Source organism: Pseudomonas sp. MF08817, assembly GCF_059862705.1.
Map to the genome: position 1 here is coordinate 95,660 of NZ_JCBCUY010000020.1, position 16,714 is coordinate 112,373.

Annotated in this window: 10 protein-coding genes; 7 read left to right on the top strand and 3 right to left on the bottom strand. The window is 62.1% G+C overall.

The window, feature by feature from the left end:
• Positions 1-78 precede the first annotated feature (78 nt).
• Positions 79-3,018: a bifunctional [glutamate--ammonia ligase]-adenylyl-L-tyrosine phosphorylase/[glutamate--ammonia-ligase] adenylyltransferase gene (gene glnE, locus AC19YR_RS14300; protein ID WP_500598940.1), complete on the bottom strand. Its 2,940-nt coding sequence runs from the start codon at positions 3,016-3,018 to the stop codon at positions 79-81.
• Positions 3,019-3,403: 385 nt separating this feature from the next.
• Between glnE and aceE the strand changes: the two genes are divergently transcribed.
• The 5 genes from aceE to msrA all read left to right on the top strand — a co-directional run bounded on the left by aceE (position 3,404) and on the right by msrA (position 13,038).
• Positions 3,404-6,049, top strand: coding sequence for a pyruvate dehydrogenase (acetyl-transferring), homodimeric type (gene aceE, locus AC19YR_RS14305; RefSeq protein WP_095109301.1), 2,646 nt, complete (start codon positions 3,404-3,406; stop codon positions 6,047-6,049).
• Positions 6,050-6,060: 11 nt separating this feature from the next.
• On the top strand, positions 6,061-7,689 hold the full coding sequence (gene aceF / locus AC19YR_RS14310; protein WP_500598941.1) for a dihydrolipoyllysine-residue acetyltransferase: 1,629 nt from the start codon (positions 6,061-6,063) through the stop codon (positions 7,687-7,689).
• A 332-nt stretch (positions 7,690-8,021) separates the two neighbouring features.
• Positions 8,022-9,410 carry an alkaline phosphatase D family protein gene (locus AC19YR_RS14315; RefSeq protein ID WP_500598942.1) on the top strand — a complete coding sequence of 463 codons (1,389 nt, stop codon included), beginning with the start codon at positions 8,022-8,024 and terminating at the stop codon, positions 9,408-9,410.
• A gap of 216 nt (positions 9,411-9,626) precedes the next feature.
• Positions 9,627-12,320, top strand: a complete 2,694-nt coding sequence (locus tag AC19YR_RS14320) for a putative bifunctional diguanylate cyclase/phosphodiesterase (protein ID WP_095109298.1) — start codon at positions 9,627-9,629, stop codon at positions 12,318-12,320.
• 70 nt (positions 12,321-12,390) lie between these two features.
• Complete coding sequence (msrA, locus tag AC19YR_RS14325; protein WP_500598943.1) at positions 12,391-13,038, top strand: peptide-methionine (S)-S-oxide reductase MsrA; 648 nt, start codon at positions 12,391-12,393, stop codon at positions 13,036-13,038.
• A gap of 79 nt (positions 13,039-13,117) precedes the next feature.
• Here the strand turns inward: msrA and AC19YR_RS14330 are convergent, their stop codons facing one another.
• Positions 13,118-13,954 carry a 23S rRNA (adenine(2030)-N(6))-methyltransferase RlmJ gene (locus AC19YR_RS14330; RefSeq protein WP_095109296.1) on the bottom strand — a complete coding sequence of 279 codons (837 nt, stop codon included), beginning with the start codon at positions 13,952-13,954 and terminating at the stop codon, positions 13,118-13,120.
• 258 nt (positions 13,955-14,212) lie between these two features.
• On the opposite strand from AC19YR_RS14330, the gene AC19YR_RS14335 reads away from it, so the two are divergent.
• Both AC19YR_RS14335 and AC19YR_RS14340 read left to right on the top strand, forming a co-directional pair.
• Positions 14,213-15,481 (top strand): O-acetylhomoserine aminocarboxypropyltransferase/cysteine synthase family protein, encoded by a 1,269-nt coding sequence (locus AC19YR_RS14335; protein WP_095109295.1) that lies wholly within the window; start codon positions 14,213-14,215, stop codon positions 15,479-15,481.
• Positions 15,482-15,728: 247 nt separating this feature from the next.
• Complete coding sequence (locus tag AC19YR_RS14340; protein ID WP_095109294.1) at positions 15,729-16,229, top strand: DUF2165 family protein; 501 nt, start codon at positions 15,729-15,731, stop codon at positions 16,227-16,229.
• A 79-nt stretch (positions 16,230-16,308) separates the two neighbouring features.
• Here the strand turns inward: AC19YR_RS14340 and AC19YR_RS14345 are convergent, their stop codons facing one another.
• Entirely contained in the window at positions 16,309-16,578 is a 270-nt protein-coding gene (locus AC19YR_RS14345) for a PAAR domain-containing protein (RefSeq protein WP_095109293.1), read from the bottom strand.
• Positions 16,579-16,714 lie beyond the last annotated feature (136 nt).

A 16,714-nucleotide genomic window follows, 5' to 3' on the forward strand; every position in this document is an offset into this window, starting at 1 on the left:
CCTCCCCGCCTCGATAGTCATTGTGAAGCGGCGCCCCCAGTGGGGCGCCGCTCGCACATTAGATGTGCGTCGCCCGCATCAGCTTAGCCCCAGCTCGCGCCAAATCCGCAGGACTTGCTGGCGTTCGTCCACGAACTGGTCCCCTGCCACCACGCCAGCCTCGTTCTGCAAGGCCTGGCGGTGCGCGGCGGCGCGGTAGGCCTTGTACACCTCGCGCAGCAGGCTGGCATCGGCCACGGGCATCAGCCCTACCTGCTCCAGCCCTTCCAGAATGCGGATATTGTCGGTGTAGCGCAGCAACGACGGATGTTGCGCAGACCACGCCAAAGCGGCGTATTGCACCATAAATTCAATATCGACGATACCTCCGGCATCCTGCTTGAGGTCGAACGGTGCGCTGGCCTGGAAGGCATTGGCGCCCGTGCCGGCCGCCGTGGCCTTGGTGCCGAGGTTGTCGCGCATCTTGGCGCGCATCTCGCTGACTTCCTGGCGCAGCTTGGGCAGATCCTGCTCGCGCCCCAGTACCCGGGCGCGCACCTGCTCGAAGGCGCGGCCCACCTCCTCACTGCCCACCAACACCCGCGCCCGTACCAGGGCTTGGTGCTCCCAGGTCCAGGCCTCGTTCAACTGATAGCGCTCGAAGGCGCCGAGGGAGCTGACTAGCAGCCCGGATGCGCCCGATGGTCGCAGGCGCATGTCCACTTCGTAGAGCTGGCCGGAGTTGGTCTGGGTGGTCAGTAGGTGAATGATGCGCTGGCCCAGACGGGTGAAAAACTGCGCGCCGTCGATGGGTTTGGCGCCATCGGTCTCGGCCTGCGGGTCGCCGTCGTGGATGAACACCAGGTCCAGGTCCGAGCCGTGGCCCAGCTCCAGGCCACCCACCTTGCCGTAGCCGACGATGATGAAGCCCGGATCGCACAGGGTGCCGTCGGTGCGTTGCGGCACGCCGTACTTGGCCACGGTCTGACGCCAGGCCAGGGCCAGCACTTGTTCGAGAATCGCCTCGGCGAGCCAGGTCAGGTAGTCGCTGACTTTCATCAACGGCAGGCTGCCGGCGATTTCCGAGGCCGCGACGCGCAAACGGTGGGCCAGTTTGAAATGGCGCAGGGCCTCCATCTGCTGCTCCAAGTCATCCTCGGGAATGCGCGTCAGGCGCTCGCGCAATTCGGCGGCCAACTCCGGCGCCAGGGGCGGCTTGAACAGGCGCCCCTCGTTGAGCAACTCGTCGAGCAGCAGCGGAAAACGGGTGATCTGCTCGGCGATCCAGGGGCTGGCGGCACATAGCGTCAGCAGGCGGCGCAAGGCCCCGGGGTTTTCCGTGAGCAGCACCAGGTAGGCCGAACGCCGCGCCACCGCTTCCACCAGCGGCAGTACCCGTTCGAGCACCAGGTCCGGGTCGGCGTGCTCTACAGCCTGGGCCAGCAAACGGGGAATGAACGCATCCAGGCGCTCGCGACCCAAGCGCTGCATGGCCCGCAACTGCGGGCTGCCACGCAGGCCGGCCAAGGCTTTGAGGGCCTTGGGGCCATCGACAAAACCGCCCTCGTGCAATTGCCGGCACGCGGCCTCTTCGTCCTGGGCGTCCTCCCACAGCGGCAGCCATTCGCCGCCGACCACCACTTCGCTTTCCTCGCCTTCGTCTTCATCCGGGTCGGCGATAACCTGGCGGAAATGCCAATCCACCCGGCTGCGCCAGTACATCAGTTGTTCGTGGAACGCCGCCCAATCGGCAAAGCCGAGCATGAAGGCGATGCGCGCCTGATCCTGCTCGCCATCGGGAAGCATTTGGGTCTGGCGGTCGGCAATCGCCTGGATCGCGTGCTCGGTGTAACGCAGGAACTCATAACCTTCGCGCAACTCGCCGACCACTGCCGGCGGCAGGTAGCCCTGCCCTTCGAGAGTGCCAAGCACCTTTAATAGAGGCCGCTGTTGCAGGCTCAGGTCGCGGCCGCCGTGGATCAGTTGAAAGGCCTGGGCGATGAACTCCACCTCGCGGATGCCGCCGGAGCCAAGCTTGATGTTGTCGGCCATGCCCTTGCGCCGCACTTCCTGCTGGATCAACTGCTTCATGGTGCGCAGCGCTTCGATCGCGGAGAAGTCCAGGTAACGCCGGTAAACGAAGGGCCGCAGCAGGTCGAGCAGATGCCCGCCGGCCACTTGGTCGCCCGCCACCACCCGCGCCTTAATCATCGCGTAGCGTTCCCAGTCACGGCCCTGGTCCTGGTAGTACTGCTCCAGCGCATTGAAGCTCAGCACCAGGGCACCGGACGAGCCATAGGGCCGCAGGCGCATATCGACGCGAAAAACGAAGCCATCGACGGTCATCGGGTCGAGGGCTTTTATCAGGCGCTGGCCCAGGCGGATGAAGAACTCCTGGTTGTCCAGCGCACGCTTGACCCCCACCGTCTCGCCGCCCTCGGGGTAGGCGAAGATCAGGTCGATGTCCGAAGACAGGTTGAGTTCCACCGCACCCAACTTGCCCATGCCCAGGATTACCATCGGCTGCGGCTCGCCGCTGCGCGCGCCGGTGGGCGTGCCGAACTGTTGGCAATGGCGCAGGTACAACCATTGATAGGCTTGGTCGATGCAGGCGTCGGCCATGTCCGAAAGGTCGCGGCAGGTCTGCACCAGGTCAGCCTGGCGGGTCAGGTCGCGCCAGATGATCCGCACCTGGTGGCGCGTGCGCTGGCGGCGCAGGATGCGAGCCAGCTCATCATCGGTGTCGGCGGCCGCCACGGCGCTGGCGATCTGCGCGCACAACTCGCCCGGCCCATAGGCGCGGTCCAACTCGCCGGACTGCACCAGCGCCAGCAACATCAAAGGGTCACGCACACTCTGTTCAATCACGAAGTCGCTGGCTGCCGTGACGCGGGCAAACGCCGCCCAACGCTCGGCGGGCCAGGCGGCCAGGCCATGGTCATCGTCAAGGGCTGCCACGGCGGCGCGAAACGCCTGCTCGGCGCGGCTGACCAATGGCAGGAGAATGGCCGGCAGTTCGGTCAACGGGGGCAGGCTCATGGTCTATCCTTGGTCGGCATTAGAAAGAGGGCAATGTAGTGAACGCCCGAAAAGCGCTACCTGACTGACTGTCCAACAAAAGTTAGAAATAGCTGAAAACTGTATTTTTTTGGTAGCGAACATCAACCCGTCACCTTTCATTGCTCGACAAAGACCTGCAATAACGTTTTTTCTCATCAACCAATAGGAGCAGACGGGTCACTCTTCTGTAGTTTTACTACTCGTCTATACATCCGAAGGGCTGAAATGGCCGACGATTTGTAGTAAAACTACACGACGCCGGAACAACCTGCCGGCCATCCAAGAATTTTATGTCGTCTGCCCACAAGGCCAGTCGCAAACTCAGGCAACCGATTCTGGTAGCCTTTCCGCCCTGGAGCAAGCCATGCAAGACCTCGATCCCGTCGAAACCCAGGAATGGCTGGACGCCCTGGAATCGGTTCTCGACAAAGAAGGCGAAGACCGTGCTCACTATCTGATGACCCGTATGGGCGAACTCGCGACCCGCAGCGGCTCGCAACTGCCCTACGCCATCACCACGCCGTACCGCAACACCATCCCCGTTACCCACGAAGCACGCATGCCTGGCGACCTGTTCATGGAACGCCGCATTCGCTCGCTGGTACGCTGGAACGCGATGGCCATGGTGATGCGCACGAACTTGAAAGATTCTGACCTGGGCGGTCACATCTCCAGCTTCGCCTCCAGCGCAACCCTGTATGACATCGGCTTCAACTACTTCTTCCAGGCCCCCACCGACGAACACGGCGGCGACCTGATCTACTTCCAGGGCCACACCTCGCCAGGCGTCTACGCCCGTGCGTTCATGGAAGGCCGCATTACCGAAGAGCAAATGAACAACTTCCGCCAGGAAGTGGACGGTGGCGGCCTCTCGTCGTACCCGCACCCTTGGCTGATGCCTGATTTCTGGCAGTTCCCCACCGTGTCCATGGGCCTGGGCCCGATCCAGGCGATCTACCAGGCACGCTTCATGAAGTACCTGGAAGCACGCGGCTTCATCCCCGCCGGCAAGCAGAAAGTCTGGTGCTTCCTGGGTGACGGCGAGTGCGACGAGCCCGAATCCCTGGGCGCCATCTCCCTGGCCGGCCGCGAGAAGCTCGACAACCTGATCTTCGTCATCAACTGCAACCTGCAGCGCCTCGACGGCCCGGTTCGCGGCAACGGCAAGATCATCCAGGAACTCGAAGGCGTGTTCCGTGGCGCCCAGTGGAACGTGACCAAAGTCATCTGGGGCCGTTTCTGGGACCCACTGCTGGCCAAGGACGTGGACGGTATCCTGCAACGTCGCATGGACGAAGTCATCGACGGCGAATACCAGAACTACAAGGCCAAGGACGGCGCGTTCGTCCGTGAGCACTTCTTCAACACCCCTGAACTCAAGGCGATGGTTGCCGACTTGTCCGACGACGAGATCTGGAAGCTCAACCGTGGCGGCCACGACCCGTACAAGGTCTACGCGGCGTACCACCAAGCGGTCAACCACAAAGAACAGCCGACCGTGATCCTGGCCAAGACCATCAAGGGTTATGGCACTGGCGCCGGCGAAGCGAAGAACACCGCGCACAACACCAAGAAAGTCGATGTCGACAGCCTGAAGTTGTTCCGCGACCGCTTCGACATCCCGGTCAAGGACGATGAGCTGGAAAACCTGCCGTTCTTCAAACCCGAAGAAGGCAGCGCCGAAGCCCGTTACCTGAGCGAACGCCGCACCGCACTGGGTGGTTTCGTGCCACAGCGCCGCGCCAAGAGCATCAGCATCCCGACGCCGCCCCTGGACACCCTCAAGGCGATCCTGGACGGCTCGGGCGACCGTGAAATCTCCACCACCATGGCCTTCGTGCGCATCCTGGCGCAACTGGTCAAGGACAAGGAAATCGGCCCGCGTATCGTGCCGATCATCCCGGACGAAGCCCGCACCTTCGGCATGGAAGGCATGTTCCGCCAACTGGGCATCTACTCCTCCGTCGGCCAGCTCTACGAGCCCGTCGATAAAGACCAGGTGATGTTCTACCGCGAAGACAAGAAGGGCCAGATCCTCGAAGAAGGCATCAACGAAGCGGGCGCCATGAGTTCCTTCATCGCTGCCGGTACGTCGTACTCCAGCCACAACCAGCCGATGCTGCCGTTCTACATCTTCTACTCGATGTTCGGCTTCCAGCGCATTGGCGACCTGGCCTGGGCCGCTGGCGACAGCCGCACCCGTGGTTTCCTGATCGGTGGCACCGCCGGGCGCACCACGCTCAACGGCGAAGGCCTGCAACACGAAGACGGTCACAGCCACATCCTGGCGGGCACCATCCCGAACTGCCGTACCTTTGATCCGACCTACGGCTATGAGCTGGCGGTCATCATCCAGGACGGCATGAAGAAAATGACCGAAGAGCAACAGGACGTTTTCTACTACATCACCGTGATGAACGAGTCCTACCAGCAGCCAGCCATGCCGGCCGGTGTCGAGGAAGGCATCGTCAAGGGCATGTACCTGCTTGAAGAAGACACCCGCGAAGCGGCCCACCACGTGCAACTGATGGGCTCCGGCACCATCCTGCGTGAAGTGCGCGAAGCGGCGAAGATCCTGCGCGAAGAGTTCAACATCGGCGCCGACGTATGGAGCGTGACCAGCTTCAACGAACTGCGTCGCGACGGCCTCGCCGTGGAGCGCAGCAACCGCCTACACCCAGGCCAGAAGCCTGCGCTGAGCTACGTCGAAGAGTGCCTGAGCGGCCGTAAGGGTCCGGTCATCGCCTCCACCGACTACATGAAGTTGTTCGCCGAACAGATTCGCCAGTGGGTCCCGTCCAAGGAATTCAAAGTCCTGGGCACCGATGGTTTCGGCCGCAGTGACAGCCGCAAGAAGCTGCGTCACTTCTTCGAGGTTGACCGTCACTTCGTGGTGTTGGCAGCCCTGGAAGCCTTGGCTGACCGTGGTGACATCGAACCCAAGGTGGTGGCCGAGGCCATCGTCAAGTTCGGTATCAACCCGGAAAAACGCAACCCACTGGACTGCTGAGGAGAATTTTTGTGAGCGAACTCATTCGCGTACCTGACATCGGCAGCGGTGAAGGTGAAGTCATTGAACTGTTTGTCAAAGTCGGCGACACCATCGAAGCCGACCAGAGCATCCTGACCCTGGAGTCGGACAAGGCGAGCATGGAAATCCCTGCTCCCAAGGCCGGCGTGGTCAAGAGCCTGAAAGTGAAACTGGGCGACCGCCTCAAAGAAGGCGACGAACTGCTGGAGCTGGAAGTCGAGGGCGCCGCTGCTGCGGCACCTGAGGCCACCACGCCTGCCGCAGCCCCCGCACCCGCGGAAAAACCGGCTGCTGCCCAGGCCCCTGCGGCACCGGCCGCTGCACCGGCGGCCGCGACTGTCCAGGACATCCACGTCCCGGACATCGGTTCCTCGGGCAAGGCCAAGATCATCGAGCTACTGGTCAAGGTCGGCGACAGCGTCGAGGCCGACCAGTCGCTGATTACCCTTGAGTCGGACAAGGCCAGCATGGAAATCCCGTCGCCGGCTGCCGGCATCGTGGAAAGCATCGGCGTCAAGCTCGAAGACGAAGTCGGTACTGGCGACTTCATCCTCAAGCTCAAGGTCCAGGGCGCTGCTGCCCCGGCCGCCCCAGCGCCTGCCGCTGCGGCACCTGCGCCCAAGGCTGAAGCGCCTGCCGCCGCACCTGCGCCGGCCGCCAAGGCCGACGCCGCGCCAGCCCCGGTGGCTGCGCCAGCGCCAAGCGGTGCCAAGGCTCACGCCGGCCCTGCGGTGCGCCAACTGGCCCGTGAGTTCGGCGTTGAACTGAGCGCCGTCAGCCCTACCGGCCCCCACGGCCGCGTGCTCAAAGAAGACGTGCAGGTCTACGTCAAAGCCATGATGCAGAAGGCCAAGGAAGCACCGGCCGGTGCGACCGGCGGCTCGGGCATCCCACCGATCCCGGTAGTGGATTTCAGCCGCTTCGGCGAAACCGAAGAAGTGCCGATGACTCGCCTGATGCAGATCGGCGCGTCGAGCCTGCACCGCAGCTGGCTGAACATCCCCCACGTGACCCAGTTCGACCAGGCTGACATCACCGAGTTGGAAGCCTTCCGTGTCGCACAGAAAGCCGTGGCCGAAAAGGCCGGCGTCAAGCTCACCGTGCTGCCACTGCTGCTCAAGTCCTGCGCGCACCTGCTCAAGGAAATGCCGGACTTCAACAGTTCCCTGGCCCCGAGTGGCAAGGCGATCATCCGCAAGAAGTACGTGCACATCGGCTTCGCCGTCGACACCCCCGAAGGCCTGCTGGTGCCGGTCATCAAAAACGTCGACCAGAAGAGCTTGCTACAACTGGCCGCCGAGGCCGCTGCGCTGGCCGCCAAGGCGCGCGACAAGAAGCTCACCGCCGACGACATGCAAGGCGCCTGCTTCACCATTTCCAGCCTCGGGCACATTGGCGGCACCGGTTTCACGCCGATCGTCAACGCCCCGGAAGTGGCGATCCTCGGTGTCTCCAAGGCCACCATCCAGCCCGTCTGGGATGGCAAAGCCTTCCAGCCGAAACTGATGCTGCCGTTGTCGCTGTCCTACGATCACCGTGTCATCAACGGCGCAGCCGCCGCACGCTTCACCAAGCGTCTGAGCGACCTGCTGGCCGATATCCGCACCATCCTGCTGTAACACCCGCCGGCCCTGCCTTGCGCAGGGCCGTTGGGCTCCACGTTTTCCGAGCGCCACGCTCGTACCTCAACCCCGCCCCTGTGGCGGGGCTTTTTTTTGCCCGCCAATATCCTCGTCACTCTTAGAGGCCTGACAGCAAGCCTGAACTTTCCCACACCACAGTTACCTTCAGCCCACCCAGGCAAAGCAAAGTGTGCAACCTATAAAGTCCAATAGAACACAGCAATTGGCGTTCTTTCTAAAACAGCAACCCTGCGCAACTTACTAGCCTTTATTCACGCACTCCCACTCGGAGAAAAAACCCACCCCCCATATATCGAAAGGATTCGAATATGATTAGCGCCACTGTCGGGCCTATTGTCGGCCATACAACGCTGCACAGCACACGCATATTTCTACGGGGCGAACACGTTCCCTCAGAGTCATCTTATTGCGCCCTGCGTTATCGCCTGCGCGGCACAGATTCTTGGTCGGACCCACATTTTGCGGAGCTTTTCGAACAGCAAGACATGACCGCCGTCATTGCCTTGGATGACCTGCGTGAGGATGCCCGCTATGAATTCCAGGCAGGCTGGTTCAGCGCCCCCCATGACAAAGACGTCACGGGTTTCCCCAACGATCTATCACTGGACTGGCCTGAAGCGCTCTATTCGTTCAAGACCGCTACCCGCCAAAAAGACACCGAACTGACCTACGTCATCGGCTCCTGTCGCTACCTGCGGGTTACCCTGGGCATACCCTCTGCGCCGGCACTCGGAGATCGTATTTTCAAATCCATTCACGAACTGTCCGAGCATTCCAGCACGCCACTGGACGGCTTACTGATGATCGGTGACCAAGTCTATTTGGACGACCTCAACTTTGCCGCCCCCGACCGAAGTTACAACCAAATACTGCATAAGTATCGCCTCGCATTTTCCCAACCCCATATCAAGAACCTCATGGCCAACGTTCCTACTTACATGATTCTTGATGACCACGAAATTGAAGATAACTGGCCCGCGAAAAAAAGCCGTGCCGATAACTCACTCTACGACAATGCCATTCGCGCCTATGAGATTTACCAACACAGCCACGGCCCCCAACCAGAGCAAGTTGGTTCTAGCCACGCCCCTGCAAGTCACTACGGTTATCAATTCACCAATGGCGACTGTGAATGGTTCGTGCTCGATACCCGCACCCGCAGATCACTAAGCGCCAATAACCGGCGCATACTTGACGAAGAACAGGAGGCCGCCTTACTTAAATGGCTCATCACTAGCCAAGCCCGAGTTAAGTTCATCGTCACCACCGTGATGTTCTTTCCCGACGCCAAGAACGATGGCGATGACACTTGGAAATTCTTCCCCGACCAGCGCCAACGGATTCTCGACACCATCCAGGCACACCGCATCCAAAACGTCATTTTCATCGCCGGCGATGTCCATGGCTCCATGACCTGCGCACTGACCCACACCCAGGATGCAGACTTTCTGGTGCACACCATCGTGTCTTCGCCGTTTTGCAACTCCAAACTCCTGCCCTACGCCAAAACCAGCGACTTCATCCTTGACCGCCCACTGGAGAGCGTGTCGGCGGACCACTACACGCCCACCCTGACCAGCGCGGTTATCAGCCAGGACAACTTTGCGCACATCAGCATCCAGCAAACACAGGTGCTGGTGAACTTCCAAGGCATCAGCGGAGAACTTCTCGAATCGGTGGCAATCCCCCTGCGCTGAACCCTTGATTACCGGTCGGCGGTCCCCCGCGGCCGTTGACCTGAGTCAGGCTTTGGCAATGTTCTGGAGAAAACCGCTCGCCTGCCGATAGCCTGTTATAGCACTTAGCCTTCATCCTCTCTTGTCAGCCTGCTGTGCATCATGCAACCTTGCCGCAGGCAACAGTAAAGAGGGCGTGAGCCCGGCGCGATCAGCATTTTCGAAGCGAGTTTCCCCATGAAAAGCCAACCTGATGTCGCCACTCGCCTGGCGGCCGAGGTAGTGACGCAGTTGCCCGTGCCCTCGCGGCTCGGCATGCTGCGTTTCGAGCGGCTGAATGAGGCTAGCTGGGCGCTGCTGTTTCTGGACCCCAATTGCGAACGCCAGTTCGGCCTGCCTGCCGTCGAACTCTGCGCCTTGGTGGGCTCGCCCTACGCCAGCCTGATGGAACCGCAAGCGCGCTATCAGTTGCACGACACCATCCAGCAGCAACTGGCCCAGAGCCCTCACTATCTGGTGCGTTACACCCTGCACACCGCCCTGGGCGAGTTGAGCCTGCTGGAGTTGGGCGAAGCCTATAAGCAGCACAATCGCCACTTGCTGCGCGGCTACCTGATGGTGGTGGACGGTCTGTTCGACGGCATCGCCACCACCCCGTGCCTGGACCTGGAAACCCAGAACAGCCGCCTGCAGATTGCCCTGGAACTCAACCAGCGCGCCCAGCAGGAGCAACTCCAACACCTGGAGCGCGTGCGCGCCCAGCAAGAGCTGATCCTGCTGCTGGCTCGCCAGCGCTACAGCACCGGCAATTCGCTGCAAGAAGCGGCCGAACTGATTACCCGCAGCGCCTGCGACATCTACCAGATCGACAGCGCCAGTATCTGGAACCTCGAGGGCCAGCAACTGGTGCCAATCTCGGCCTACAACCGCAGTTCCCAGGAGTACCGCGTGCCGGCGCCGCTCGACGCCAGCGGTTTTCCCAGCTACCTCGAAGCCCTGCACACCAGCCGCGCCATTGACGCCAACAACGCCATGCGCGACCCACGCACCCGGGAGATGGCCGAAAGCCTGCGCCCGCGGGATGTGAACGCCCTGCTCGACGCCAGCATCCGCGTCGATGGCCAGGTCGTCGGCGTGCTGTGCCTGGAACAGACCGGCGTAACCCGCGCCTGGCAGTCCGACGAAATCGCTTTTGCCGGCGAATTGGCCGACCAGTTCGCCCAGGTCATCAACAACCACAACCGCCGCACCGCCACCAGCGCCCTGCACCTGTTCCAGCGCGCCGTCGAGCAGAGCGCCAACGCCTTTTTGCTGGTCAGCAGCGAGGGCGTGGTGGAGTACGTCAACCCCAGTTTCACCGCGATCACCCAGTACAGCACCGAAGAAGTCCACGGCCACAAGCTCTCGGAGCTGCCGGCGCTGGAGAACCTCAGCGAATTGCTGTTCGACGCCCAGTCCAACCTGGTCAAGAGCAACAGTTGGCAGGGCGAATTCAAGAGCCGACGCAAAAACCTGGAGCCCTACTGGGGCCAGTTGTCCATCTCCAAGGTGTATGGCGACAACCGCGAGCTGACCCACTACATCGGCATTTACGAAGACATCACCCAAACCAAGCTCGCCCAGCAGCGCATCGAACGCCTGGCCTACACCGACAACCTGACCAACCTGGGTAACCGCCCCGCCTTCATCCGCAACCTAGACGAGCGCTTCGCCCGCGACAGCGATACGCCCATCAGCCTGCTGCTGGTAGACATCGACAACTTCAAACGGATCAACGACAGCCTCGGCCACCAGACCGGCGACAAGTTGCTGATAAGCCTGGCCCGGCGCCTGCGCAATAGCCTGAGCCCCACTGGCAGCCTGGCGCGGTTTGCCAGTAACGAGTTCGCGGTGCTGCTGGACAACACCGACCTCGAAGGCGGCCAGCAAGTGGCCAGCCAGTTGCTGATGACCCTCGACAAACCGATGTTCGTCGACAACCAACTCATCAGCGTCACCGGCTCTGTGGGCCTGGCCTGCGCGCCCCTGCACGGCCGCGACCCGCAAACCCTGATGCGCAACGCCGGCCTGGCGCTGCACAAGGCCAAGGCCAACGGCAAGCATCAGGTGCAGGTGTTCACCGAGGCGCTGAACGCCGAAGCCAGCTACAAGCTGTTCGTGGAAAACAACCTGCGCCGCGCCCTGACCCAGAACGAACTGGACGTGTTCTACCAGCCCAAGCTGTGCCTGCGCAGCGGCCGCCTGCTGGGCATGGAAGCACTGCTGCGCTGGAACCACCCGGAAAAGGGCATGATCCGCCCCGACCAATTCATCAGCGTCGCCGAAGAAACCGGGCTCATCATCCCGATCGGCAAATGGATCGCCCGCCAGGCCTGCCGCATGAGCAAACAACTGACAGCCAGTGGCCTGGGCAACCTGCAAGTGGCGATCAACCTGTCACCCAAGCAGTTTTCCGACCCGGACCTGGTGGCCTCCATCGCCAGCATCCTCAAGGAAGAGCAACTGCCGCCCTCGCTGCTGGAGCTGGAATTGACCGAGGGCTTGCTGCTCGAAGCCACGGAAGACACCCACCAGCAACTGGACCAGCTCAAAAAACTGGGCCTGACCCTGGCCATGGACGACTTCGGCACCGGCTATTCGTCGCTGAGTTACCTGAAGAAATTCCCGATCGACATCATCAAGATCGATCGCAGCTTCATCAACGAAATCCCGGACAACCAGGACGACATGGAAATCACCTCCGCGGTGATCGCCATGGCCCACAACCTCAAGCTCAAGGTCGTCGCCGAAGGCATCGAAACCGCCGAGCAACTGGCCTTCCTGCGCCGCCACCGCTGCGACGTCGGCCAGGGCTACCTGTTCGACCGGCCCATCCCCGGCGCAGAGCTGGTGGAGAAGCTCAAGCGCTACCCCCGCGGCCCAATCGCCTGACAGCGCGGTAACACTCGGGCACACTGGCGGTCTGTCTATTTACAACTCAACCTGACTGAGGGGACTGAACATGGTCTTGCGCTCGGAAATCCTGGTGAACAAAAACGTGCTTCCAACCAAAGAACAAGCCCTGCCCGGGCGCGAAACACCGATGGCCCTGCCTGAAACCCACTTCGTCAACGGCAACCCGCTGCTGGGTCCGTTTATGGACGATGTGGGGTTTGCGATCTTTGGCCTCGGCTGTTTCTGGGGCGCAGAACGCAAACTCTGGCAACGCGACGGCGTGGTCAGCACCGTGGTCGGCTATGCCGGCGGCTTCACGCCGAACCCGACCTACGAAGAAGTCTGCTCGGGCATGACCGGCCACAGCGAAGTGGTGCTGGTGGTCTACGACCAGGCCAAACTCAAGTACGAAGACCTGTTGAAAATGTTCTGGGAACTGCACAACCCAACCCAGGGCATGCGCCAGGGCAATGACATCGGCAGCCAATACCGCTCGGTGATCTACGCCACCACGCCAGAACAACTGGACGCGGCAAAAGCCAGCGCACAGGCCTATCAGCAAGCGCTGACCAAGGCCGGCCTGGGCGATATCACTACGCAAATTGACGAAGCGCCGACCGTGTACTTCGCCGAGGCCTACCACCAGCAGTACCTGGCGAAAAACCCCCAGGGCTATTGCGGGATCGGCGGCACGGGCGTGACCTGCCCGATCTGAAGATCGCAGCGGCAAGCTAAAAGCTGCAAGCGCGGGTTCCTCCCCCTACTTGCCGCTTGAAACTTGCCGCTCACCACTCTTATTCCTCAATAAGCCAATCCATCTGCCACCCGCCCTGGGTCTGGCCCAGTTTCTTGGATAGCCACGGCAGCAACTCGCGCAGTTCCTCTTCCAGGCCCCACGGCGGGTTGGCGATGGCCAGCCCCGAGCCATTGAGGCTGCTGGGCGTGTCCAGCGGATGCACCAGCAACTCCACCCGCAGCAACTTCGGCGCACCGGTGCCGGCCAGGTCCTGGTAGAAGCGACGCAGGGCACGCTGGTCCTTGACCGGGTACCAGATCGCCGCGACGGTCTGGCGCATGCGCCCCACTGCTTCCTTGAGGGACGCGGCGCAGCGCTGCATTTCGTCGAGTTGCTCGAACGGCGGGTCGATCAGCATCACCGCCCGCTTCTCCGGCACCGGCAGCATGGCCCGTGGCACGTGCCAGCCCTCGCCCAGGTGTACCTTCACCCGGCGGTCACCCTTCATGTTGTCCTTGAGCAACACACCGTCCTCGGGGTGTTTCTCGTTGAGCAACACGCGGTCCTGAGGGCGGGTCAGGCGCCGCGCCAGCTCTGGGGAGCCGGGGTAGTAGCGCAATTGGCCATCGGGGTTCATCTCGTGCAGCACGCGCATATAGTCGGCGGCCAGCGGCGGCAGGTCCGCCTCGCCCCACAGCCGCGCGATGCCTTCCAGGTACTCGCCGGTACGGCTGGCCTGGTCGCCCTGCAGGTCGTACAGGCCGATCCCGGCGTGGGTGTCGAGGTAGGCGAACGGCTGCTCCTTGCGCGACATCAGGGCGATGAGGCGGGTCAAGGTCAGGTGTTTGAAGACGTCGGCGTGGTTGCCGGCGTGGAAGGCGTGACGATAGTTCATGGTTGCTCCTGCGCAGGGGGCGGAGTTTACCTTTTACCGGCACAAACGTGCAGGGCTGCGCGTCAGGTGACGCTTATGCCGTAAACACGGGGGCATTTCTGAAAATAATCTAAGTAAAGTCCATAGATTCTGTAGGACTAAGCTTGCCCACCAGCCAGCCAACGGGGTATTACCTGCACGGCACGCTGAAACTATCGCCAACAACCCCGCTCCCCACGCCCGGAGCCCCCACCCAATCCAAGGAGGTCATACCCACTCATGAAAGACGCCACCATCGCCCTGCACCACGGCTTCAAATCCGACCCCACCACCAAAGCCGTGGCCGTGCCCATTTACCAGAACGTCGCTTTCGAGTTCGATAACGCCCAGCACGGCGCCGACCTGTTCAACCTCGACGTACCGGGCAACATCTACACGCGGATCATGAACCCGACCAACGACGTGCTGGAGCAACGCCTCGCCGCCCTCGAAGGCGGCATCGCGGGCCTGGCCGTCTCGGCCGGCAGCGCCGCGATCCACTACGCGATCCAGACCCTGACCCGTGCCGGCGACAACATCGTCACCACGCCGCAACTCTATGGCGGCACCTACACCCTGTTCGCCCACTTGCTGCCCAGCTTCGGCGTCGATGTGCGCTTCGCCCGCGACGACAGCGCCGAGGCCATCGCCGAACTGATCGATGACAACACCAAACTGGTGTACTGCGAGAGCATCGGCAACCCAGCGGGCAACATCATCGATCTCCAGGCCCTGGCCGACGTTGCCCACGCCCGTGGCGTGCCGCTGATGGTGGACAACACCGTGGCCACGCCCATCCTGTGCAAACCGATCCAGTTCGGTGCCGACATCGTCGTGCACTCGGTGACCAAATACGTGGGCGGCCACGGCAACTCCCTGGGCGGCGTGATCGTTGATGGCGGCACCTTCCCCTGGGCCGACTACCCGGAAAAATTCCCCGGCCTCAACACCCCTGAACCGGCCTACCACGGCGTGGTGTACACCGAAAAGTTCGGCCCGGCGGCCTTTATCGCCCGCGCCCGCACCGTGCCCCTGCGCAATACCGGCGCGGCCCTGGCGCCAATGAACGCATTCCTGCTGCTGCAAGGCCTGGAAACCCTGGCCCTGCGCATGGAACGCCACACCGAAAACGCCCTCAAAGTGGCGCAGTTCCTCAAGGACCACGAGCAAGTGGCGTGGGTCAGCTACGCCGGCCTGAGCGACCATCCGCACCATGAACTGGCGCTCAAATACATGCAGGGCAAACCCTCGGCGATCCTTTCGTTCGGCCTCAAGGGCGGCTACGAGGCCGGCGTGCGCTTCTACGACGCCCTGCAAATCTTCAAACGCCTGGTCAACATCGGCGACGCCAAATCCTTGGCCTGCCACCCGGCTTCCACCACCCACCGGCAAATGAACGAAGCCGAGCAGGCCAAGGCCGGGGTCAAACCGGAAATGATCCGCCTCTCGGTCGGCATCGAGGCCATCGAAGACCTCCTCGAAGACCTGCAACAAGCCCTGCGCGCCTGACGCTCCCCGTCGCGCTGTAGCAAGCGGGCAAGCCCGCTTGCTACAACAACGGCTACAACGGATTCAGGCCGTGCCTTGACTCAACCGGAGCAATCCCACACACACCTGGGACTTACCCGGCGACACATGACAACCACCCTTACACTTTCGTAATTCCCCGCCTACAAATGGCGGCTTTCTTGCCCAACCGCCAAAATCCCGGCCTGCTAGCGTCGTCCATTACCTGCCAATGGATGGACCCCACGCCATGACCACACGCTACGCAAAAATCGCCATGACCCTTGCCCTCGCGGCCTTCGCCTTTCTCGCGATGCTTAACAACCTCACCGACTACGGCTCCAACTTCGCCTTCGTGCGCCATGTGCTGAGCATGGACACCCTGTTCGCCGACAACAGCGAACTGCACCGCGCCATCCACACCCCTTGGCTCTGGCACGCGGCTTATGCCCTGATAATCGCCACCGAAGCCCTCACCGCCGCCCTGCTGGGCTGGGGCGCGCTGATGTTATGGCGCGCACGGCACAGCCACGGCAGCGGCTTCAACCGCGCCAAAAAATACGCGTTGGCCGGCCTCACGGTGGGCTTCATGCTGTGGTTCTTCGGCTTCATGGTGATCGGCGCCGAGTGGTTCATGATGTGGCAATCCCCCACCTGGAACGGCCAAAACGCCGCGTTCCGCTTCTACATGGCGATCCTGGGAGTACTGATCTTTCTTAATCAGCCGGACGGGGATGTGGGCCAGGGGTGAGGCCTGCACCCAACAATAAAGGCCTATATCCATCGGGATGCGGGCCTTGTGCACAGATCGATTGAACACCGTAGCGCAGTCATTCAACCCGCACGCTGGCCCCATGGCTTGCAAGCCCAAGGCAGCCGCATGCCAGCCGATGCCCATCCATCACCACACTCAGACCGTTCATGCGCCGATGGGGGTGGCCCTGTGTAAACGCGTAGATGCCTAAATGCAGCGGGCAGGTGGCTTTGTCGCCAAGCACAGCGACGGTTTTGCCGTTGATCTGATGAGTGCCGGCAAGCTGGCACTCGATAACCTTGCCGCCACTGCTGGTGGCGTCGCCTAAACAAACGGGGTGCTTCATTGCGTCACTCCCGGTGCGCCGAAAAGGAAGGGGTCGGCCCAGCGGGTTTTCGCGTTGTGGGCTTTGGTGGCTGCGTCGGGCGGGCGGACCATTTGCACGGTGGTGCTGCCGTCGCTGCCGTTGTAGACCACCGCGC